This is a genomic window from Pseudomonas sp. WS 5059 (genome assembly GCF_012985525.1).
Taxonomy (GTDB): domain Bacteria; phylum Pseudomonadota; class Gammaproteobacteria; order Pseudomonadales; family Pseudomonadaceae; genus Aquipseudomonas.
Genome location: NZ_JAAQWO010000007.1, coordinates 242,893 through 264,564 on the forward strand (window position 1 = coordinate 242,893; position 21,672 = coordinate 264,564).

A 21,672-nucleotide genomic window follows, 5' to 3' on the forward strand; every position below is an offset into this window, starting at 1 on the left:
TGTAAAGCCCCCTTGCCCTTCGCTACTCGCCCAACAGCAGCCCCTGCTCCTTGGCGCACAACTCCACCACGTAATCCCACAACACCCGCAACCGCACCGACTTGTGCAGTTCGCGCCGGGAGCTGATCCAGTAGCTGCGCTGGATGCCCTCCTCCGGCAACAGCGGCACCAAGTCCGGGTCGCCGGCGGCCATAAAGCATGGCAACACCGCAATCCCCAGCCCTGAGCGCGCCGCCTGGTGCTGGGCGATCACGCTGGTGCTGTGGAATACCACCCTGGGGTTGCGGCAAAAGCTGCTGAGGAATTTCAATTCCTGGCTGAACAACAGGTCGTCGACATAATCGATCCAGGCATGGGCGGCCAGGTCTTCGCGTTTCTCGATGGCTGGCGTGCGCGCCAGGTAGCTGCGGCTGGCGTAGAGGGCCAGGCGGTAGTCGGTGAGTTTGCGCGTGACCAGTTGATCGACGCTGGGCCGCTCCAGGTGGATGCTGATCTCGGCCTCGCGGTTGAGGATGCTGACGAACCGCGGCACCGCCACCAGTTCCACTTCCAGCCCAGGATAACGCTCGAACAGGCCACCCATGCGGCTGGCGAGAAACATCACGCCCAAGCCTTCGGCCACCCCCAGGCGAATCTTGCCCAGGGGCGCGGCGGAATGGGTCAGTTCTTCTTCGGCCAGCAGCGCCACGTTCTCCATGGCTTCGGCATGCTTGAGCAGCGCTTCGCCCGACGGCGTCAGTTCATAACCCTGGGCGTGCTGCACAAACAGCGCGGTGCCGAGGCTTTTCTCGATGGCCTCGATGTGCCGCGCCACGGTCGCATGCGTGGTTTTCAGGCGCTGGGCGGCGGTGAGCAGGCGCCCGCTGCGCTGCAACTCAAGAAAATACCGCAGGTCATTCCAGTCGAACATGTCACCCCCCCTCTCGGCCATGAGCGCAGCGCTGTTTAAAAACGCACAGCAGCTGGGTAAAAACTAACATTTTTAAGACGAAAACTAACAACTAGGATGGAGCCAATAAGAAAAACAAGCGAGACCCCAGATGACTATTGCACCTGCGCAATACGATTACGTGGTGGTAGGCGCCGGCCCTGCGGGCTGCCTGCTGGCCAACCGACTGTCCGCCAACCCTGCCCATCGCGTGTTGCTGCTTGAAGCGGGCGGGCGCGACAACTATCCCTGGATCCATATCCCCGTCGGCTACCTGTTCTGCATCGGCAACCCGCGCACCGACTGGTGCTTCAAGACCGAAGCCCAGCCTGGCCTGCAAGGCCGTGCGCTGAGCTATCCGCGGGGCAAGGTGTTGGGCGGTTGCTCGTCGATCAACGGCATGATCTACATGCGCGGCCAGGCCAATGACTACGACGGTTGGGCCGCCGAAGGCAATCCCGGCTGGGCTTGGGACGATGTATTGCCGCTGTTCAAACAAAGCGAAAACCATTTTGCCGGTGCCTCGCCGCTGCATGGCGACAGCGGCGAATGGCGCGTGGAACAACAGCGCCTGCACTGGCCGATCCTCGACGCCTTCCGCGAAGCCGCCAAGCAGAGCGGCATCGCCAGCATCGACGACTTCAACCAGGGCGATAACGAGGGGTGTGGCTACTTCCAGGTCAACCAGAAAGGCGGCGTACGCTGGAATGCGGCCAAGGCGTTTCTCAAGCCCATCCGCCAGCGCGCCAACCTCACGGTGCTCACTGGCGTGGAAGTCGACCGCGTACTCCTGGAAAACGGCCGCGCCAGTGCGGTGGTGGGCCGCCAGCAAGGGCAAGCGGTGACGTGGCAAGCGCGCAAGGAAATCATCCTTTGCGCCGGTGCCGTGGGTTCGCCCGGCATCCTGCAGCGCTCCGGGATCGGCCCTTCGAGCATCCTCAAGCCCTTGGGCATCGAGGTACGGCACGAACTGCCAGGGGTCGGCGGCAACCTGCAAGATCACCTGCAACTGCGGCTGATCTACAAGCTGGAAAACGCCCGCACCCTGAACCAGATCGCCGGCTCCGTGTGGGGCAAGATGGGCATGGGCCTGCAATACCTGTATGACCGCAGCGGCCCGCTGTCCATGGCCCCCAGCCAACTCGGCGCCTTCGCCCGCTCGGGGCCGGAACAGACTTCGGCCAACCTCGAATACCACGTGCAGCCGCTGTCGCTGGAGCGCTTTGGCGAACCGCTGCACGCGTTCCCGGCGTTTACCGCGTCGGTCTGCGACTTGCGCCCACAGAGTCGCGGACGCATTGATATCCGCTCGGCCGATCCGGCGGCGCCGCCCCTGATCCAGCCCAACTACCTGAGCCATGCCGAAGACTTGCGCGTGGCCGCCGCAGCTATCCGCCTGACCCGGCGCATTGTCGGCGCCCAGGCCCTGCGCCCCTTCAACCCGGTGGAATACCTGCCCGGTGAGGCGTTGCAGAGCGACGAACAATTGCAGGAAGCCGCCGCGCGGATCGGCACCACGATTTTTCACCCGGTCGGCACCTGCCGCATGGGCCAGGATAAGGACGCGGTGGTCGATGCCCAATTGCGCGTGCACGGCGTGCCGGGCCTGCGCATCGCCGATGCCTCGATCATGCCGCGTATCACCTCCGGCAACACCTGCTCACCCACGTTGATGATCGCGGAAAAAGCCGCGCAACTGATCCTGTCCCCGCCAACAAGGAACCTCACCCCCGAAAGAGAACAGACAACACCGGCATGACCTGTAGAAGCCGGCAAGCCTACAGGGCAAGAGCGGCGCTGAAGTTGGCGCCGACAGTGGAACAACAATAAATAATCACTGTGAGGGCTACCCCATGTCAGAACGTGCTCAACCCCTGGACGCCACTCCTGGCGCCACTGTCTCCAGCAAGGAGTCGCAAAAGGTCATCTTCGCCTCGTCCCTGGGGACGGTGTTCGAGTGGTATGACTTTTTCCTCTATGGCGCCCTCGCGGCGGTGATCAGTAAGCAATTTTTTGCCGGGGTCAACGACACCACGGCCTTTATCTTCGCCTTGATGGCCTTTGCCGCCGGTTTTGTGGTGCGGCCGTTCGGCGCGCTGGTATTCGGCCGCTTGGGGGACATGATCGGACGCAAGTACACCTTCCTCGCCACCATCATCCTGATGGGCGTGGCGACTTTCTGCGTAGGCCTGTTGCCCACCTACGCCAGCATCGGCATCGCTGCGCCGATCATCCTCGTGGTGCTGCGCATGCTCCAGGGCCTGGCCCTGGGCGGTGAATACGGTGGCGCCGCGACCTATGTCGCCGAGCACGCCCCGGCCGGCAAACGCGGCTTCCACACCAGTTGGATTCAATCCACCGCCACCCTCGGCCTGCTGCTGTCGTTGCTGGTGGTGCTGGCCTGTCGTTACTTCACTGGCGATCAGTTTGAAGTCTGGGGCTGGCGCCTGCCGTTCCTGCTGTCCATCGTGCTGCTGGGGATTTCCACCTGGATCCGCATGAGCCTGCACGAATCGCCCGCGTTCCTGAAAATGAAAGAGGAAGGCAAGGCCAGCAAGGCGCCGATCCGCGAGTCATTCGGCAACTGGGAAAACCTCAAGGTGGTGTTGATTGCACTGTTCAGCATCAACGCCGGCCAGGCCGTGACCTTCTACGCCGCGCAGTTCTACGTGCTGTTCTTCCTGACCCAGTTCCTGAAGATGGACCCGGCCCTGGCCAATATGCTGCTGATCATCAGCGTGGTGATTGGCGCGCCGTTCTTTATTTTCTTCGGCTGGCTCTCGGACAAATGGGGGCGCAAGCCAGTACTGATGGTCGGCCTGCTGCTGGCCACCGCCCTGTACTTCCCGATCTTCAAGGGCCTGGCCCACTACACCAACCCGGCCATGGACCAGGCCAGCCGCCAGGCCCCGATCACCGTACTGGCGGACCCGGCCACCTGCACCTTCCAGTTCGACCCGGTGGGCAAGGCGCGCTTTGACAGCCCATGCGACAAGGTCAAGACCTTCCTGGTCAAACAGGGCCTGCCCTACAGCAGCGAAGCCGCACCTGCCGGCAGCGCCGTGCAAGTGAGCATCGGCGATGTGCGCATCGACGGCTACGACGAAGACGCCCTGCGCGGCGCCGTGACCCTGGCTGGCTACCCGAAATCGGCGGACGTGGCCCAGGTCAACAAAACCATGGTGGTGGTGCTGATCGTCGCCCTGATCCTGATCGCCGCGATGTGCTACGGCCCGCTGGCCGCGCTGATGGTGGAACTGTTCCCGACGCGCATCCGCTACACGTCCATGTCGCTGCCCTACCACATCGGTAACGGCTGGTTTGGCGGGTTCCTGCCAACCGTGTCGTTTGCCCTGGTGGTGTACACCGGCGATATTTTCTACGGGCTGTGGTACCCGGTGGTGATTACCGGGGTGAGCCTGATCGTCGGGCTGCTGTGCCTGAAGGAAACCAAGAATGTGGATCTGGATAAAAACTAATATCCCGCAAAGCCTGTAGATCCCTTGTGGGAGCGGGCTTGCTCGCGATGGCGGTAGGTCAGTCAATGAATGCAGTGACTGGCACACCGTCATCGCGGGCAAGCCCGCTCCCACATTGGTTTGCCGGCGCCCACACAAATTGCTGTATATCCATACAGATAAAGGTTGCTCAATTCCCTTCTTTTGCCCATCCTGCTCTCCATTCAACTATGTAACGAATGGGCTGAGCATGCGGCTGTTCCTCTGTGAAAAACCCTCCCAGGCCAAGGATATCGCGGCCGTGCTCGGCGCCCGGCGCCGGGGCGACGGTTGCTGGCTGGGAACCGACGTCACCGTCACCTGGTGCATCGGCCACCTTCTGGAAACCGCCCCGCCCGATGCCTACGACGCCAAGTACAAGCGCTGGGTGCTGGCCGACCTGCCCATCGTCCCGGAAAAATGGAAGATGACGGTCAAGCCCAAGACCGCCAACCAGTACAAGGCGGTCAAGCGCCTGCTCGGGGAAGCCCGGGAATTGGTGATTGCCACCGATGCCGACCGCGAGGGCGAGATGATCGCCCGGGAGCTGGTGGAGCATTGCCGCTATCGCGGGCCGATCCAGCGCCTGTGGCTGTCGGCTCTGGATGATGCCTCGATCCGCAAGGCCCTGGCCTCGTTGAAGCCTGGCGCAGACACCTTCAGCCTCTACCATTCGGCCCTGGGCCGCTCCCGTGCCGACTGGCTGATCGGCATGAACATGAGTCGCCTGTTTACCCTGCTCGGCCGCCAGTCCGGCTATCAGGGCGTATTGCCAGTGGGCCGGGTGCAAACCCCGACCCTGCGCCTGGTGGTGGACCGCGACCGCAGCATTGCCGACTTCGTCCCGGTGGCTTACTGGGCAATCGACGTCGAACTGCTGGACCAGCAGATGCGCTTTATCGCGCAATGGCGCGCCGCCGACGATCTCTGTGACGATCAGGGCCGCTGCCTCAATCCGGAGCGGGCACAGCAGGCGGCAACGGCGATGAGCAACGCAGCCAGCGCGCGCCTGGTGAAGCTGCGCACCGAACGCATGCGCGAAGTGGCACCGCTGCCCTTTGACCTGGGCACGCTGCAGGAGATCTGCTCGAAGAAGCTCGGCCTCGGCGCCCAGGAAACCCTGGATATCGCCCAGTCCCTCTACGAAACCCACAAGGTCATCACCTACCCACGCAGCGACTGCGGCTACCTGCCCGTGAGCCAGCATGGCGACGCGGCGACTATTCTCGCGGCACTGGGCCGCGCCGACCCGGCGGTAAATGCGCTGATGCCACACCTCGATGCGCAACGCCGCTCCCGTGCCTGGAACGACGCCAAGGTCAGCGCCCACCACGGCATCATCCCCACCGGTGCCGGCAAGGACCTCGCGCAACTGACCGGCAAGCACCGCGCCGTCTACACCCTGGTCCGCGCCCGTTACCTGGCGCAGTTCCTGCCCAACCACGAGTACGACCGCACCCAGGCGGATTTCGACTGTGCCGGTGAAGCCCTGCGCGCGGTAGGCAAAGTGGTGGTGGAGCCGGGCTGGAAGCGCGCCTTGCCCGAAGCCCTGGCGTCCAGCAAGGGCCGCGAGGCGCCGGCGCCACAGCCTTTGCCAGCGTTGGTGCAGGGCCAGGATTATGCAGTGGCGAAGGTCAACCTCAAGGACCTGTGGACCCAACCGCCCAAGCCTTTCACCGAAGGCGACCTGATCAAGGCGATGAAGAACGTCGCCAAACTGGTGGAGGACCCGTTGCTCAAGCAAAAGCTCAAGGACACCACCGGCATCGGCACCGAGGCGACGCGGGCCGGAATCATCCAGGGCCTGCTGGACCGTGGTTACCTGGTGAAAAACGGCAAGGCACTGTCTGCCACACCGGCGGCCTTCAGCCTTATCGACGCGGTACCCAGGGCGATTGCCGATCCCGGCACCACCGCCATCTGGGAGCAGGCCCTGGACATGGTGCAAAGCGGTGAGATGAGCCTGGAAGAGTTTGTCGCCAAGCAGGCGGCCTGGATGAGCAAGCAAGTGGCCCGCTGCAATGGTATGCAAATGACCATCAGCGGCCCGGCCAGCCCGGCAGGCCGTGGCGCCACCCCCTGGAAAAACAAACGCAAGCCGGCCAAACGCAAGGCCGGCGCCAGCCCGAAACGGGCGGCAAAACCGGCAAACAAGGGCTGAAATACCGAAAAAAGTCGGGTAATGACGCTTTTCAAGCGGATATACGCCGCTTTAGGTCTTGCCCTGGCGCCAGCGGTCTAGGATTCTGTAGGAACTGCCTAATAACAAAACCGGGGTGGCCACCATGAAGACCGTCGCACAGTTGCTCAAGTCCAAGGACCAGAAGAATCAGGAAGTCCATACCATCCAGTGGAACCACACCGTGTTTGAGGCGCTGGTGGTGATGGCAGCGAAGAACGTCGGCGCTTTGCCGGTGGTCAAGGACGACAAGGTCGTTGGCATCATCAGTGAGCGCGACTACGCGCGTAAACTGATTCTCCATGGACTGTCCTCGACGAGCACACAGGTCCACCAGGTGATGAGTTCACCGGCAATCACCGTGGACACCCACAAAAGCGTCGAAGACTGCATGGGTATCATGACTGACGGCCACCTGCGCCACCTGCCCGTGGTGGAAGGCGGAGAACTGCTGGGCCTGCTGTCCATTGGCGACCTGGTCAAGGAAGCCATCGCTGAACAGGCTGCCCTTATCCAGCAATTGGAACAGTACATCCGCGGCGAATAGCATTTACCAAAACACCTCGAAGCCAATGTGAACACAGGCTTATGTGGGAGCGGGCTTGCTCGCGATAGCGGTGGATCAGTCAAAAAAATTACTGACTGATCCACCGCTATCGCGAGCAAGCCCGCTCCCACATTAGATCACTGGAAGGGTCCAGCATCGCCATGCTTACCCCGACTCCCCGGCACAAAAAATGACGCCCAAGTCACCTTTTCCCAGACCGCCCTCTCTTCTGCAAAAAATATGTAGTGATCAAAAATAATCACTACATAACCGTTGACGTAACCATTTTGACCTTGCATGATTCAAGCGTCTCCCGGATCGGGAGCGTTGGTAACACGCGTTTTGAACAAGCTCGTCTGACCGCCGAGCTGTTTTTCCGGATGTGCACTGCCCACAAGGCAGATTGATGAAGCTGACCGGCCCGAAAGGATCGGTACAAGAAGCTCAAATGCTGCTTGTCTTCGTTATGAAACCATTGCGTAGCAGTTCATCAGAAACACTACATGCATCAGGTTCAAGACCCTGCCCGTATTTGGCAGACCGTTTCTGACGCCCGGTTTTCGCAACCGGAGACAACTAACGTGGATTAACGAATCAACTGAAGATCGCCAACTGGTCAAGGGGCTTACACATGAATCTGAACAACCAACCAACTATCGATGAATTGGCTGAGATGTTCGCAGCGCAGAAAGACACACTCGACGACCATATCCTGTGGATTGGTAAATCGGGCGAAGTGCAAATTGACTGCCTGGCGCCCCATACCGAAGAAGCCGAGTTCGACCGCAATAACCGTGAACTGGCGGCGCGCCTGAAGATGTACCGCCGCGGCCAGGGTTATGTCGGTAAAAAGGCCGCTGCCGATCGCAACTTTATCGAGCAGGTCTTCGATACACTTAACAATGCCTGGGAGTCGTTCAAGGACAACTCGCAAGTTAAAGTGATTGACCGCTACTACTAAGAATAACTAGACCTTTGTGGGAGCTGGTTTGCCTGGGATAACCGTTTAACGATCAACAGAGTTGTTGAATGTTAGATAGCTATCGCTGGCAAGCCAGCTCCCACATTTGTTTGTGTTGACTTAAATCCCCGGGAATCGCCCCTTCTGCGCTTCGCCCCTGAAGATATCAAACAGTGCCTGCGCCGCCGCCGACAGCTCATGTCCTGGCTTGGTCAGCACCCCAATCGGCCGCTCGATCACGGGATCACACAAGGTGATGCAACGGGCACCTGCCTCTTCCATCTGCTGCGCGCACAATGCTGGCACGGCGCTGACGCCCAGGCCGCTGGCGACCATCTTGCCCACCGTCGCCAATTGATGGCTTTCCAATGCCACCGGCAGCTTCATCTGCAAGGCACCCAGGTGCTCTTCCAACATCACCCTTACCGTCGAAGGCCGCTGCAAGGTAATGAAGGGTTGTGCCAGCAGGGTTTTCCAATCGATCTCGGTCATGTGTGCCAGCGTTGAGTCACCGGGCACTACCGCGACAAAGCGGTCCAGGTACAGCGGGGTAAAGGCCAGCGACGATCCCGATGAGGGTTCAAATGCCACACCCAACTCGACCTGGCGATCGCGGACCATTTCCAGGACCTGTTCGTTGATCAGGTCGTGCACCGTGACATTGACCTGGGGAAACCGCGCGCGAAAGATCTTCAGGATCGGCGGCAGCAGGTTGCCGGCAAACGACGGCATCGCCGCCACCGTCACTCGCCCGCGCTGCAGGGTGAAGCGCTGGCGTAGTTCATCTTCGGCATTGTCCCAGTCGGCAATCAAGCGCCGGGCCAGGGGCAGCAGGGATTCGCCTTCCGGGGTCAGCGCGACGTTGCGCGTATTACGGCTGAACAGCCGCCCGCCCAGGCCTTCCTCCAGGCCTTTGATAGTCAGGCTCAAGGCCGACTGGGACAAATGCAGGCGCTCACAGGCGGCGGCAAAACTCAAGGTCTGGGCCACGGCAAGGAAGGCCCGCATCTGTTTAACTGTCATAACGCTGCTCCAATGGCCGGACAATTGTGCTGTTTTTTAAATCAATCAACCTTAAAAAACAACTTAACAAATCAATCCCCCGGCGCAACACTCCGTTCACTGGCTGGACCACAAACAATAAAAGAGGTGCATATGGCAGGTTTCGATAAACGCGTGGCGTCCTATGAAGAAGCGCTGGCAGGCCTGGAAGACGGCATGACCGTACTCTCCGGTGGCTTTGGCCTGTGCGGCATCCCGGAAAACCTCATCGCCGAAATCAAGCGCAAAGGCACCCGCGACCTCACGGTAGTTTCCAACAACTGCGGCGTCGACGGCTTCGGCCTGGGTGTATTGCTCGAAGAAAAACAGATCCGCAAGGTCATCGCCTCCTACGTCGGTGAAAACGCCCTGTTCGAGAAGCAACTGCTCAGCGGTGAAATCGAAGTGGTGCTCACGCCCCAGGGCACCCTCGCGGAAAAAATGCGCGCAGGCGGCGCCGGCATTCCAGCGTTCTTTACCGCCACAGGTGTTGGCACGCCCGTCGCCGAAGGCAAGGAAACCCGTGAATTCAACGGGCGCCCATACCTGATGGAAGAATCCATCACCGGCGACTTCGCCATCGTCAAAGGTTGGAAAGCCGACCATTTCGGCAACGTGATCTACCGCCACACCGCCCAGAACTTCAACCCGCTGGCCGCCACTGCCGGCAAGATCACGGTGGTCGAAGTCGAGGAAATCGTCGAACCGGGCGAGCTGGACCCGGCGCAGATCCACACCCCTGGCATCTACGTCGACCGGATTATCTGCGGCACCTTCGAGAAGCGCATCGAACAGCGCACTGTCCGCAAATAATCTGCCTCCAGCCCGAACAATAAGGACTCATAAAATGGCTCTTACCCGCGAACAAATGGCTCAACGCGTCGCCCGCGAAATGCAGGACGGCTTCTACGTCAACCTCGGCATCGGCATCCCGACCCTGGTGGCCAACTACATTCCCGAAGGCATGGAAGTGATGCTGCAATCGGAAAACGGCCTGCTGGGCATGGGACCGTTTCCTACCGAAGACACCATCGATGCCGACATGATCAACGCCGGCAAGCAGACCGTCACCGCACGTATCGGCGCGTCGATCTTCTCCTCGGCCGAATCCTTCGCGATGATTCGCGGTGGCCACGTTGACCTCACGGTGCTCGGCGCCTTTGAAGTGGACGTGCACGGCAACATCGCCTCGTGGATGATCCCCGGCAAGCTGGTCAAGGGCATGGGCGGCGCCATGGACCTGGTGGCCGGTGCAGAAAACATCATCGTGATCATGACTCACGCCTCCAAGGACGGTGAGTCCAAGTTGCTCAGCCAGTGCAGCCTGCCGCTGACCGGAGCCAACTGTATCAAGCGCGTGCTGACGGACTTGGCCTACCTGGAAATCGAAAATGGCGCTTTCGTCCTCAAGGAACGCGCACCTGGCGTCAGCGTGGAAGAGATTGTGAGCAAGACCGCCGGTAAACTGATCGTCCCGGACCACGTTCCAGAAATGCACTTCCAGTGAGGACAGATTCCATGCAAGACGTCGTGATTGTTGCTGCCACCCGCACCGCCGTGGGCAGCTTTCAAGGGGCCCTGGCCGGCATCCCGGCACCGGAACTGGGCGCCGCCGTGATCCGCCGCCTGCTGGAGCAGACCGGCCTGGACCCTGCGCAAGTGGACGAAGTGATCCTCGGCCAAGTGCTGACCGCAGGCTCCGGCCAGAACCCGGCGCGCCAGGCGTCGATCCTCGCCGGGCTGCCCCACGCGGTGCCGAGCCTGACCTTGAACAAGGTCTGCGGCTCGGGCCTCAAGGCCTTGCACCTGGGCGCTCAGGCCATCCGTTGCGGTGATGCCGAAGTGATCATCGCCGGCGGCATGGAAAACATGAGCCTGGCCCCTTACGTGCTGCCCGCTGCCCGCACCGGCCTGCGCATGGGGCACGCGAAGATGGTCGACAGCATGATCACCGACGGCCTGTGGGATGCGTTCAACGACTATCACATGGGCATCACCGCCGAGAACCTGGTGGACAAGTACGGCATCAGCCGTGAAGCTCAGGATGCCTTCGCCGCCGCCTCCCAGCAAAAAGCGGCCGCGGCGATTGAAGCCGGGCGCTTTGCCGATGAAATCACGCCGATCCTGATTCCCCAGCGCAAGGGCGACCCGATTGCCTTTAGCGTGGACGAACAACCCCGCGCCGGTACCACCGCCGAGTCCCTGGGCAAGCTCAAGCCCGCCTTCAAGAAAGACGGCAGCGTCACCGCCGGTAACGCGTCGAGCCTCAATGACGGCGCCGCCGCCGTGCTGCTGATGAGTGCCGATAAAGCCAAGGCTCTCGGCCTGCCGGTGCTGGCGCGTATCGCCAGCTACGCCAACGCGGGCGTCGACCCGGCGATCATGGGCATTGGCCCGGTGTCTGCAACCCGTCGCTGCCTGGACAAGGCCGGCTGGCAGTTGGCCGACCTGGACCTGATCGAAGCCAACGAAGCCTTCGCCGCGCAAGCGCTGGCAGTGGGCAAGGAACTGGAGTGGGACGCGGCCAAGGTCAACGTCAACGGCGGCGCGATTGCCATCGGCCATCCGATTGGCGCATCAGGCTGTCGGGTGCTGGTGACCCTGCTGCATGAAATGCTCAAGCGCGATGCCAAGAAAGGCCTCGCGACCTTGTGCATCGGCGGCGGCCAGGGCGTGGCATTGGCCCTTGAGCGCGACTGATTCAACGAGCAACACGAAAAAGGCCCGGCTCCACGAAAAGCCGGGCCTTTTTTTGCCTATTTTGATTGGCGAACACCGTCCAATGTAGGAGCTGGCTTGCCTGCGATAGCGGTGTAACAGTCAATGCTGCCGGTGACTGCCCCACCGCTATCGCAGGCAAGCCAGCTCCCACGTTAGATCTCTATCGTCAATTGGATTGCGGCACGGCGAACACCGCATTGGCCCGCACCACCACCTTCTCCCCCACCTGCAAGCTGACCGTGGCAAACGCCATCTGCCGCCCGCGCTTGTGATGCTCCAGCTGCACCTCGATCCACTCGCCGACCTGCACCGCCCCCAGATAATCAAGGGTCATGCTGGCGGTAATCAACGGCACCGGTGGGTCGCTGGAAAACGCCATGGCGTAGCCCATGCCGACATCCGCCAGGGTTGCCAATACACCACCGTGCACCGTACCGCGCCCATTGGCATGGCGGTTGTCGGCGCGCAGGCCCAATTGCAGCCGTAGGCCCTCACCACGGCAATACACCGGGCCCAGTAGATCCAGGAGCGGGCTGCTGCGGGTTAAGGGAGCAAAACCTTCAGGGACGTTCGTCATGGTGGATCTTCCTTGTGACCGGGCATGAGGTTTAACCTGCATCGCTCGATGCGGCCAGCATGATCAACCGGGGAAATCTGGGCCGATAAGCCTGCGCCCGCTTTGCGTTCGCCGGGCAAACCGGCTTTAATCGCCGCGCATTTATCCCGCACACTTGAAGGAACCGTAATGCGCCACCTGGAAGGCAGATCTACTGCGTTGATGTTATTGGCCGCCCTGCTGCTCGGCGGCTGTTCGCCCAAGGACTATTCCGAAGGCACGCCGATCAATGGTGAACAGGGCCGGGCCGGCGCGCTGCTGGCCTATGAACACGAGTTGAGTCTGGCGATGCCGCTGGCGCTACTCGCGCCGCGCATGCAGGCCACCCGCCAAGCCTGCGAGTCGGCACAGTTCGGCGCCTGCAATATCCTGCGTATCGAAGAAAACAGCGACGGCGGCATGATCGTGTTGCGCATCGCCCCCAGCGGGGTCGAACCCTTGGTGAAGATGGCGGCCGAGGGCGGGCAACTGGGCCAGCGCATCACCAGCGCCGAAGACCTGGCCGACGCAGTGGCCGATGTGCGCCGCCGCCAGCAACGTTTGCAGGCCCAGCAAAAGCGCCTGGATGAACTGGCCGCACGCAAGGACATCACCGTGGGCGACCTGATCACCCTCACCAAGGAACAGGCTGCCATCGAAAACGAGCTGCAGGAGCTGGCGCAGATCGCCGCCGGCCAGCAGCGGCGCCTGGACACCAACCGCGTGACCCTGAACTTCAGTCCATCCGACGGCGAGCATCAGCAATCACGTTTTGCCCGGATGTTCGGCAACCTGGGCGACAACCTGGTCGACGGCACCGCCGATGCCCTGGAACGCTCCAGCTACGTGCTACCGTTCGTGATCCTCGCGTTCCCGGTGTTGTGGCTGTGGGTCTGGCTGTGGCGCAAGCTGGTCAAGCGCCGCCCCTGACCTCAACGCTTCATGCAGCGCTGGTAACGCTCATCCACGCGCTTGGCGAACCAGGCCGTGGTGAGGTTGCGGGTGATCTTCGGGCTCTTGAGCACAATCCCCGGCAGGATCGCCCGTGGCAGCGGCTTGCCTTCGGCTTTTTCGGCCAGGGCAAATACCCGCTGGTACAGGGTGGTCTGTTCAAAGTCCAGGCGATCGCCCTGCTCCAACTGGCTGCGAATGCTCGGGTTGCGCATGTCCAGCTTCTTGCCCAGTGAGCGCACCGCCAACTCCGTGGTGCCGGGCATGATCGAGCCATAGCGGATCAAATCGCCATCCAGCGCCAGGCGGGTACCGGAAGCGCGGCTGACTGCGGCCTGGAACGCGGCATTGCGGCTGGCGTACCAACCGGCGTTGAAGTCGGCAAAGCGGTACAGCGGCTGCTCGTAGCTCACCGGATAACCCAGCAAATGGGCAATGCCGAAGTACATGCCGCCACGCCGGGTGAACACTTCGCGGCGAATGCTCCCGTCTACGGTGTAGGGATAATCGCGCGCCTGCTGCTCGGCGAAGGCAATGCTCACCTGCATCGGGCCTGCGGTATGCACTGGGTTGAAACTGCCAAACAAGGTACGGCCCAACGGCACGGTGCCGATAAAGTCGTCAAAGATCCCACTCAGGTCCTTCTCGGTTCGCGCGGCGTTCAGGCGTTCGGCGTAGGACTTGCCCGTGGGCGAGCGCAGTTGCAACGCGGTGCGCACCAGCACCGCCGGCACGTGGACCTTGGCCGCGCGCTTGAGGATTTCATCCTGGGCGATCTTGCCCATGTTCGGCACCGGCGGGTCAACCTGATAGGTGGACTCTTGCTCGGTGACCGCCAGCACCGCACAGATATTCTCGGTGCTGGGGTAGATTTTCTGGCTGTCGAGTGCCGTGTAGATATCCTGGGCCCAACCGGCGCGATCCGGCACCTTGGCCGGCATCAGTCGCACGATCTGCGCCTTGACCTCGGCCTCGCTGCGCTCAGGGAGCTGCTGGCTGCGTTGGGTCGAACAACCGGCCAGCACCAGTAAGGCGGCCAGGCACAGAGTCAGCCGGGATGAAAACATGCGGGGGGGTTCCTGTGAGTCGCTGAAAGCACCCACTATCTCACAAACCCACACCCATCCCTGTAGGAGCGGGCTTGCCCGCGATGGCATCCTCAAGCCGGCCCCCACAGTACGGCAAGCGCCGGGATCAGATACCGGCGAGCGCCAGGTCCATCGCAAAGTAGGTGAAGATCAGGTCCGCACCGGCACGCTTGATCGAACCCAGGGTTTCGCGCACCACACGGGCTTCGTCGATGGCACCGGCCTGGGCACCGAACTTGATCATCGCGTATTCGCCGCTAACCTGGTACGCCGCCACTGGCAAGCGCGAGGCTTCGCGGATGTCACGGATGATGTCCAGGTACGCACCGGCCGGCTTGACCATCAGCGAGTCGGCCCCTTCCTGCTCATCGAGCAAGGATTCGCGCACGGCTTCGCGGCGGTTCATCGGGTTCATCTGGTAGCTTTTGCGGTCGCCCTTCAGTGCACTGCCACCCGCCTCGCGGAACGGGCCATACAGGGCCGAAGCGAATTTGGTGGAGTACGCCATGATCGGGATATGGCTGAACCCGGCCGCGTCCAGGGCCCGGCGAATGGCCTGGACCTGGCCGTCCATCGCGGCCGACGGCGCGATCACATCGGCACCGGCACGGGCTGCCGCCACCGCTTGCTTGCCCAGGTTGGCCAGGGTGCGGTCGTTGTCCACTTCATTGCCGTGCATCACGCCGCAATGACCGTGGTCGGTGTATTCGCAGAAGCAGGTGTCAGACATCACGATCATTTCCGGCACTGCGTCCTTGCAGATCGCCGACATGCGCGACACCAACCCACGCTCGTTCCAGGTATCGCTACCGCTGGCGTCCAGGTGATGGGACACGCCGAATGTCATGACCGACTTGATCCCGGCGCGGGCAAAACGCTCGATTTCACTGGCCAGTTTCGATTCGGGGATGCGCATCACACCGGGCATGCTGGTAATCGGCACGAAGTCGTCGATTTCTTCTTCGACGAAGATCGGCAATACCAGGTCATTGAGGGTGAATTCGGTTTCCTGGAACAGGCTGCGCAGCTCGGGGGAACGGCGCAGACGGCGGGAACGGGCTTCGGGGAACTGACTGGACATGGGTTTTCCTACAATTTCCTACAAAAAACGCCAGGGCAAGTGGCAAGGCCGCTAGCTTAAAGGCGAAAGCTTATGCCTGGATTGACCGAGAGCACAAATACGGCGGCCATAACGGTGTTTTGCCGTTCACGTAACAATGCGCCCAGGCGGAACAAGCAGCAGCAACGAGTGACCTGCAGCGACCGGGCTGGCCCGTTCCCCACAGGTGCTTTTCGGCGTTACAGGGTCAGGCGCCCTTCGATACACAGCGAGACGGCGCCGCCGATCCAGATCTCATCGCCCTGCTGCTGCACCCGGATACGCCCGGCGCGGCCAATGGCCGTGCCCTGGCTGACCACATACTGGCTGGGGGCCAGGCCCGCACTCAGCAGCCATTGCGCGACGCCCGCATTCAGGCTGCCGGTGGCCGGGTCCTCGGGTGCACCGTCACCGGCAATAAACCCGCGCACTTCGAACTGCGCATCGACGTCATCGCGTGTCGGATCGCACGGGGCAACCACGCCCACCGCCAGCCCGAGCAGTTTTGAATAGTCCGGCTGCAAGTCCAGCACTGTCTGGCGATCCGGCAACATCAACGCCAGCCAGCCGGCGCCGTTATCGACCCATTGGCTGCGCACAATCGCCTCAGGCTCAAGGTTAAGCGCCAGGCGTACACGCTCCAGCAGCTCGGCATCCAACGGCCCTGAGCGCAGCAACGGCGGCGCGATAAACGCCAGTTCCTCGCCCTGGCGACGGATGCGCACCAGGCCAATCTCGCACTCCTGGATGATTTCGCTGCCCCGGGGCACGCCACCGGCTTGCAGCCACGCCTGGCAACTGCCCAGGGTTGGGTGACCGGCGAACGGCAGCTCCTGCACGGTGGTAAAAATACGCACCCGGTAATCCGCACGCGGGTCGCGCGGTTGCAGCAGGAACGTGGTTTCGCTGAGGTTGGTCCACTTGGCGAAGTCGGCCATCTGCTGGTCACTGAGGCTATCGGCGCCCAGCACCACTGCCAGTGGGTTGCCCTTGAGGGCCACGCTGCTGAATACGTCCAGTTGCTTGAAATCGAAAGTCGGCATGGGTCAGCTCGGAATATTCAGGCCACGGATCACCGCCGGCCGGGCGACAAAGCCATCCAGCGCGCGCAGCACATTGGGGAAGTCACTGATGCCCACCAGATCGCCCGACTCATAGAAGCCAATCAGGTTGCGGATCCAGGGAAAGGTCGCGATATCGGCGATGGTGTACTCATCGCCCATGATCCAGCTGCGGCCCAGCAGACGTTTTTCCAGGACGCCCAGCAGGCGCCGGGCTTCAGCCGCATAGCGATCACGAGGGCGCTTGTCTTCGTAGGCCTTGCCGGCAAATTTATTGAAGAAGCCAACCTGGCCGAACATCGGCCCGATCCCGGCCATCTGGAACATCAGCCATTGCAGGGTTTCGTAGCGCGCGGCGGGTGCCTGGGGCAGCAGTTGCGCGGTTTTCTCCGCCAGGTAGATCAGGATCGCCCCCGACTCGAACAACGCCAGCGGTTCACCGCCGGGGCCGTTGGGGTCGATGATCGCCGGGATCTTGTTATTGGGGTTCAGGGACAAGAACTCCGGCGAGAGCTGGTCCTGGGTGTCGAAGCTGACTTTGTGCGCCTCATACGCCAGGCCCACCTCTTCGAGCATGATCGAGACCTTGACGCCATTGGGCGTCGGCAACGAGTACAGCTGCAGGCGCTCGGGGTGCTGGGCTGGCCATTTGGTAATAATCGGAAACGCAGCAGCTGAAATCATCGATATACCCCAAGGTGAGAAAAACCCATGATAGCCATCCGGCGGCACGCTTGCATCGGTCTTCAATTCGCAACATCCGCCGGCTAATCTCCTGTACCAAGCGAACCAAAACGCCCTGACGCACTCTTAGAAGCGCTTGAACGGTTGAATGGAGGCATACCGCCATATCTGTCACGGAAAACCGCACGATGCTTGGAGCGTCGCTGTGGCTGGGCCTTCCAGCCTTGATCCGACGCACTGAAGACTCGAACCCTAATGACTATCAAGCCTTTGTGCATTGGCAAACGTTTTAGAAAATGTGCTTATTTCCTGGTGCCGACACTGTTTGTCGGTGGCGCCTTGATGCTGGCCTTTGAAGCCCGCGAAAGCAGCGCCGAGCCGAAGAACGGCGTGCAGACCCTGGTGTTCCTGCGCCATGGCGAGAAGCCCGTGGGCGGCCTGGGCCAACTCAATTGCCAGGGCCTCAACCGCGCGATGAACCTGGCCACCGTATTGCCAGAAAAATTCGGCGCCGCCGATTTTGTATTCGCGGCCAACCCGACGCGCAATGTCGAGGAAGGCGAGTTCGACAATTCCTACAGCTACATTCGCCCATTGATGACCATCAGCCCCAGCGCGATCAAACTCGGGCTGCCGGTGAACATCGAGTTTTCGGCCAACGACACCAGCGATCTGGCTGACGAGTTGATGGAGGACAAGTACCACAACTCCACCATCTATACCGCCTGGTCCCACGGCTACCTGCCGGAATTGATCAACAAGGTCGCGAGCGAAGCGGTCGGCGAGAAGTACACCATCACCGAAGACTGGTCCGGCGGCGACTTCGACACCTTGTACGTGTTGACCCTGACCTGGCAGAACGGCAAGGCCAGCCTGCTCAGCCGCAACTACAAGCAAGGGCTGGATAACGGCTTGCAGACCTGCCCGGATGCAACACACGCAGGCGCCGACACCTGACACCGGGACCGCGTATGATGCGTCGCTATCGACTTATCTGCGGATCTTGACCATGTCTAACCTCACCTCTGCCAGCCCTGTACGCGGCTGGTCCTTCTGGTGGAAGCCGGCGCTGTTCCTGTTGGTGGCCTGCGTCGGCCTGTATTACGTGAAGTGGTCGCCCTACTACTTCAAGGCGTTCGTCGCGGCGGACAGCCACAGCATCGGCAACTCGATCCTCAATGACCAGCAAGGCTCGCCATTGGCGGCGGCCCTGGCCTATGCCCAGGTGTATTTCCTGGCGATCTGGAAAGCCGCCGTGCTGGCGGTAATTCTCGGCTCGTTGCTGCAAGTATTGATTCCACGGGACTGGCTGTTGCGCCTGTTCGGTCGCGCCGGGCTGGGCTCCACGGTGCGTGGCGGGCTGTTCGCCCTGCCGGGCATGATGTGCAGTTGCTGCGCCGCGCCGGTGGCCGCCGGCATGCGTCGCCAGCAAGTATCGGTGGGCGCCGCCCTGGCGTTCTGGATGGCCAACCCGGTGCTCAACCCCGCGACCCTGGTGTTCATGGGCTTTGTGCTGGGCTGGGATTTTGCCGCCCTGCGGCTGGTGGCCGGGATCGTCCTGGTGATCGGCGTCGCCCTGATCGCCCAACGTATCGCCCGCCCCGAGCAGGTGCCACAGGTGGCGCTGGAGGCCGTGGCCGACGTCAGCGGCGCCGAGACCCAGCCCTTCCTCAGCCGCTGGCTGCGCACCTTGTGGCAGTTGTTCTGGAGCACCATCCCGATCTACATCCTCGCGGTGTTGCTGTTGGGCGCGGCGCGGGTGTGGTTGTTTCCCCATGTGGACGGGGCGATGGCCGACAGCCTGCTGTGGCTGGTGCCGCTGGCGATTGTCGGCACCCTGTTTGTGATTCCGACTGCCGCCGAAATCCCGATCGTACAGACCATGATGGCCCTGGGGCTCGGCACCGGGCCCGCAGTGGCACTGCTGATGACCCTGCCGAGCGTGAGCCTGCCGTCGCTGTTGATGCTGCGCAAGGATTTCGACACGCGGGTGCTGGTGACGGTGGCCGGGTTGACCATGCTGATGGGCGTGGTGTGTGGGTTGGTGGCGGTGGTCGTCCTGTAGGGAGGGGTTGACTGTCAGGGCCTCATCGCAGGTAAGCCTGCGATAGGGCCCGAAAACCAACCAATCACCCGCGCCGGGCAGCACGCTCGCGCAGATACTCCAGCACCGCCCCCCGCTCCCCGGCAAACTCGATCCGCGCGCCCTTCTTCTCACGCTGGAACGCGTACATCGGGTCGTAGTATTCACGCAGCCCGACAATCCAGCCGCGATGTAAATCCACATTCCCCGAGCGGGCCTGCTCGGCCAGGGCGTCCTGCATCAGCCCGTGCAAGCGCTGGTAGCGTTCGCCGCCCAGGCGCTTGTGGATATTGGCCAGGCTCTGCACCAGGCGCTCGGCGAACAGGCTGAAGCCCGCTTCGCCAAACTCGGCCTCGAACTGCGCACACAGGTCGATGACATAGTCGCGCAAGACCCGCTCGACGCGGTTTTCCAGGCTTTCTTCCAGCCATACCATCGGGTACGCCTGCATGCCCCGGTGCAGGTTCAGCGGCAAGGCGCAGCTACCGATCATGCGGCTTTCATCTTCAAGCACGAACTGCTCGATCCCTTGCGCACGTTTTTTCAACACGTCCACCGCCAGGCGGTTTTCAAAGTCGATATTCGATGGCTGGCCCCTGGCGCGCTTGCCAAAGCTGGAGCCCCGGTGATTGGCATGCCCCTCCAGGTCCAGGCCATTGCGCAACTGATGGAGCACCTCGGTCTTGCCACTGCCCGTCAGGCCACCCAGCAGGACAAAGTCACACTGCTCGACCGCCTGCTCCACAGTCTCCAGCAAGAAGGTACGCATGGCCTTGTAGCCACCGCCGACCCGGGGATAGTCGATCCCCGCTTCGTCCTTGAGCACCTTCTGCACCAAGTGCGAACGCAAGCCGCCACGGAAGCAATACAGGTAACCGTCAGGGTTGGCCTGGGCAAACGCGGTCCAGCGCGCCAATCGCTCCTGCAAAATTGCGCCGCTGACCAGTTGGTGCCCCAGCACAATCGCCGCCTGCTGCCCCTGCTGCTTATAACAAGTGCCGACCCGCTGGCGTTCGTTGTCGTTCATCAACGGCAGGTTGACCACGCCGGGGAACGCGCCCTTGACGAATTCGACCGGTGCGCGGGTGTCCATCATCGGCCGGTCGTTGAGAAAGATATCGCGGTAATCGGTGATGTCGATGGGCATCAAGACACCTCTACCGCGTTGCTCTGTCGCTCAACCAACTGGCCAATCGGCGCCAGGTTCAAGCCCAGTTCGGCAGCTGCCGCCAGAAACTCGGCTTCGCCCTCGGGCGTGACCGCCACCAGCAGCCCGCCACTGGTTTGCGGGTCGCACAGCACACGTTTGTGCAGTTCATTGATACGGCCCAACTGGCTGGCGTAGCTGTCGAAATTGCGCAGGGTGCCACCGGGCACACAGCCCTGGTCCAGGTAGTACTCCACCCCCGGCAGGCGTGGGACTTTTTCGTATTCGATAAGGGCAGTCAAACCACTGCCGTCAGCCATTTCCACCAGGTGCCCGAGCAGGCCGAAACCGGTCACGTCGGTCATGGCGCTGACCCCGGCCAGCTTGCCGAAGCGGCTGCCGGGCTTGTTGAGGGTGCACATCCAGTCCCGCGCCAGGCCGATATCCGCCTGCCGCAGCTTGCCCTTCTTCTCGGCGGTGGTAAGGATGCCGATGCCCAGGGGTTTGGTCAGGTACAAACGGCAGCCAGCGGTGGCGGTGTCGTTGCGCTTCATATGGCGTTTGTGCACCAGCCCGGTGACGGCCAGGCCGAAGATCGGCTCCGGGGCGTCGATGGAATGGCCACCGGCCAGGGGGATGCCCGCTGCGTCGCACACCGCGCGGCCACCGCGAATCACTTCGCGGGCGATTTCCGGGGCCAGCACGTTGACTGGCCAGCCGAGAATCGCGATAGCCATCAACGGATCGCCGCCCATGGCGTAGATATCGCTGATGGCGTTGGTTGCGGCTATGCGCCCGAAATCGAAGGGGTCGTCGACGATCGGCATGAAAAAGTCAGTGGTGGACACCACCCCGCGCTCGTCGTCGATGGCGTACACCGCCGCGTCGTCGCGCGAGGCGTTGCCCACCCAGAGCTTGGGGTCGAGGTTCTGCGCACCGCTGCCGGCGAGGATCACTTCCAGCACCTGCGGCGAAATCTTGCAGCCACATCCGGCACCGTGGCTGTACTGGGTCAGGCGAATCGGCTCGTTCATGGTGGACCTCAAGCTATCAAGTGCGGGGATTCTAACAGACAGCAAAAAGCCGGCTG

21 protein-coding genes are annotated in these 21,672 nt (G+C 62.0%); 11 read left to right on the forward strand and 10 right to left on the reverse strand.

The features are described from left to right. Positions 1 to 22: 22 nt before the first annotated feature. Entirely contained in the window at positions 23 to 910 is an 888-nt protein-coding gene (locus tag HBO12_RS21620; protein ID WP_169956169.1) for a LysR family transcriptional regulator, read from the reverse strand. Between the two features lie 130 nt (positions 911 to 1,040). On the opposite strand from HBO12_RS21620, the gene HBO12_RS21625 reads away from it, so the two are divergent. The 4 genes from HBO12_RS21625 (at position 1,041) to HBO12_RS21640 (ending at position 7,151) form a co-directional block, all read left to right on the forward strand. Next, entirely contained in the window at positions 1,041 to 2,687 is a 1,647-nt protein-coding gene (locus HBO12_RS21625; protein ID WP_169956171.1) for a GMC family oxidoreductase, read from the forward strand. A gap of 94 nt (positions 2,688 to 2,781) precedes the next feature. Then, positions 2,782 to 4,407: an MFS transporter gene (locus HBO12_RS21630; RefSeq protein WP_170043170.1), complete on the forward strand. Its 1,626-nt coding sequence runs from the start codon at positions 2,782 to 2,784 to the stop codon at positions 4,405 to 4,407. A 229-nt stretch (positions 4,408 to 4,636) separates the two neighbouring features. Beyond that, positions 4,637 to 6,586 (forward strand): DNA topoisomerase III, encoded by a 1,950-nt coding sequence (locus HBO12_RS21635; protein WP_170043171.1) that lies wholly within the window; start codon positions 4,637 to 4,639, stop codon positions 6,584 to 6,586. A gap of 124 nt (positions 6,587 to 6,710) precedes the next feature. After that, the gene (locus tag HBO12_RS21640; RefSeq protein ID WP_169956176.1) at positions 6,711 to 7,151 is read left to right on the forward strand and encodes a CBS domain-containing protein; all 441 of its coding nucleotides are present in this window, start codon (positions 6,711 to 6,713) and stop codon (positions 7,149 to 7,151) included. Between the two features lie 137 nt (positions 7,152 to 7,288). On the opposite strand, the gene HBO12_RS21645 is transcribed toward HBO12_RS21640, so the two are convergent. Further along, positions 7,289 to 7,450 carry a hypothetical protein gene (locus tag HBO12_RS21645; protein WP_169956119.1) on the reverse strand — a complete coding sequence of 54 codons (162 nt, stop codon included), beginning with the start codon at positions 7,448 to 7,450 and terminating at the stop codon, positions 7,289 to 7,291. 332 nt (positions 7,451 to 7,782) lie between these two features. On the opposite strand from HBO12_RS21645, the gene HBO12_RS21650 reads away from it, so the two are divergent. Then, entirely contained in the window at positions 7,783 to 8,112 is a 330-nt protein-coding gene (locus tag HBO12_RS21650) for a hypothetical protein (protein WP_029296579.1), read from the forward strand. Between the two features lie 120 nt (positions 8,113 to 8,232). Here HBO12_RS21650 and HBO12_RS21655 read toward each other — a convergent pair whose 3' ends face one another. After that, a complete protein-coding gene (locus tag HBO12_RS21655; protein ID WP_169956177.1) occupies positions 8,233 to 9,135 on the reverse strand; it encodes a LysR family transcriptional regulator in 903 nt (300 codons plus the stop codon). Between the two features lie 132 nt (positions 9,136 to 9,267). On the opposite strand from HBO12_RS21655, the gene HBO12_RS21660 reads away from it, so the two are divergent. The 3 genes from HBO12_RS21660 to HBO12_RS21670 are packed head-to-tail and all read left to right on the forward strand — an operon-like array spanning position 9,268 to position 11,853. After that, positions 9,268 to 9,966, forward strand: a complete 699-nt coding sequence (locus HBO12_RS21660) for a CoA transferase subunit A (RefSeq protein WP_048729618.1) — start codon at positions 9,268 to 9,270, stop codon at positions 9,964 to 9,966. A 34-nt stretch (positions 9,967 to 10,000) separates the two neighbouring features. After that, positions 10,001 to 10,660 (forward strand): CoA transferase subunit B, encoded by a 660-nt coding sequence (locus tag HBO12_RS21665; protein ID WP_027603173.1) that lies wholly within the window; start codon positions 10,001 to 10,003, stop codon positions 10,658 to 10,660. Between the two features lie 11 nt (positions 10,661 to 10,671). Then, entirely contained in the window at positions 10,672 to 11,853 is a 1,182-nt protein-coding gene (locus HBO12_RS21670) for an acetyl-CoA C-acetyltransferase (RefSeq protein ID WP_170043172.1), read from the forward strand. Between the two features lie 187 nt (positions 11,854 to 12,040). Here HBO12_RS21670 and HBO12_RS21675 read toward each other — a convergent pair whose 3' ends face one another. Next, positions 12,041 to 12,451, reverse strand: coding sequence for a PaaI family thioesterase (locus HBO12_RS21675; RefSeq protein WP_169956181.1), 411 nt, complete (start codon positions 12,449 to 12,451; stop codon positions 12,041 to 12,043). Between the two features lie 168 nt (positions 12,452 to 12,619). Between HBO12_RS21675 and HBO12_RS21680 the strand changes: the two genes are divergently transcribed. After that, positions 12,620 to 13,399 carry a DUF4349 domain-containing protein gene (locus HBO12_RS21680; RefSeq protein WP_170043173.1) on the forward strand — a complete coding sequence of 260 codons (780 nt, stop codon included), beginning with the start codon at positions 12,620 to 12,622 and terminating at the stop codon, positions 13,397 to 13,399. 2 nt (positions 13,400 to 13,401) lie between these two features. On the opposite strand, the gene HBO12_RS21685 is transcribed toward HBO12_RS21680, so the two are convergent. The 4 genes from HBO12_RS21685 to HBO12_RS21700 all read right to left on the reverse strand — a co-directional run bounded on the left by HBO12_RS21685 (position 13,402) and on the right by HBO12_RS21700 (position 17,352). Beyond that, the gene (locus HBO12_RS21685) at positions 13,402 to 14,487 is read right to left on the reverse strand and encodes a DUF1615 domain-containing protein (protein WP_170043174.1); all 1,086 of its coding nucleotides are present in this window, start codon (positions 14,485 to 14,487) and stop codon (positions 13,402 to 13,404) included. Positions 14,488 to 14,614: 127 nt separating this feature from the next. Continuing rightward, positions 14,615 to 15,589, reverse strand: a complete 975-nt coding sequence (gene hemB, locus HBO12_RS21690) for a porphobilinogen synthase (RefSeq protein ID WP_057959111.1) — start codon at positions 15,587 to 15,589, stop codon at positions 14,615 to 14,617. 218 nt (positions 15,590 to 15,807) lie between these two features. Beyond that, positions 15,808 to 16,650: a PhzF family phenazine biosynthesis protein gene (locus HBO12_RS21695; RefSeq protein WP_170043175.1), complete on the reverse strand. Its 843-nt coding sequence runs from the start codon at positions 16,648 to 16,650 to the stop codon at positions 15,808 to 15,810. Positions 16,651 to 16,653: 3 nt separating this feature from the next. Next, positions 16,654 to 17,352 (reverse strand): glutathione S-transferase N-terminal domain-containing protein, encoded by a 699-nt coding sequence (locus HBO12_RS21700; RefSeq protein WP_169956187.1) that lies wholly within the window; start codon positions 17,350 to 17,352, stop codon positions 16,654 to 16,656. 255 nt (positions 17,353 to 17,607) lie between these two features. On the opposite strand from HBO12_RS21700, the gene HBO12_RS21705 reads away from it, so the two are divergent. Then, entirely contained in the window at positions 17,608 to 18,309 is a 702-nt protein-coding gene (locus HBO12_RS21705) for a histidine phosphatase family protein (RefSeq protein ID WP_169956188.1), read from the forward strand. 52 nt (positions 18,310 to 18,361) lie between these two features. Continuing rightward, positions 18,362 to 19,417, forward strand: a complete 1,056-nt coding sequence (locus tag HBO12_RS21710) for a permease (RefSeq protein ID WP_169956190.1) — start codon at positions 18,362 to 18,364, stop codon at positions 19,415 to 19,417. 64 nt (positions 19,418 to 19,481) lie between these two features. Here the strand turns inward: HBO12_RS21710 and mnmH are convergent, their stop codons facing one another. After that, complete coding sequence (gene mnmH, locus HBO12_RS21715; protein WP_170043176.1) at positions 19,482 to 20,582, reverse strand: tRNA 2-selenouridine(34) synthase MnmH; 1,101 nt, start codon at positions 20,580 to 20,582, stop codon at positions 19,482 to 19,484. Further along, positions 20,582 to 21,616 (reverse strand): selenide, water dikinase SelD, encoded by a 1,035-nt coding sequence (gene selD / locus HBO12_RS21720; protein WP_170043177.1) that lies wholly within the window; start codon positions 21,614 to 21,616, stop codon positions 20,582 to 20,584. The genes mnmH and selD overlap by 1 nt, the downstream gene beginning before the upstream one ends. Positions 21,617 to 21,672: the final 56 nt, after the last annotated feature.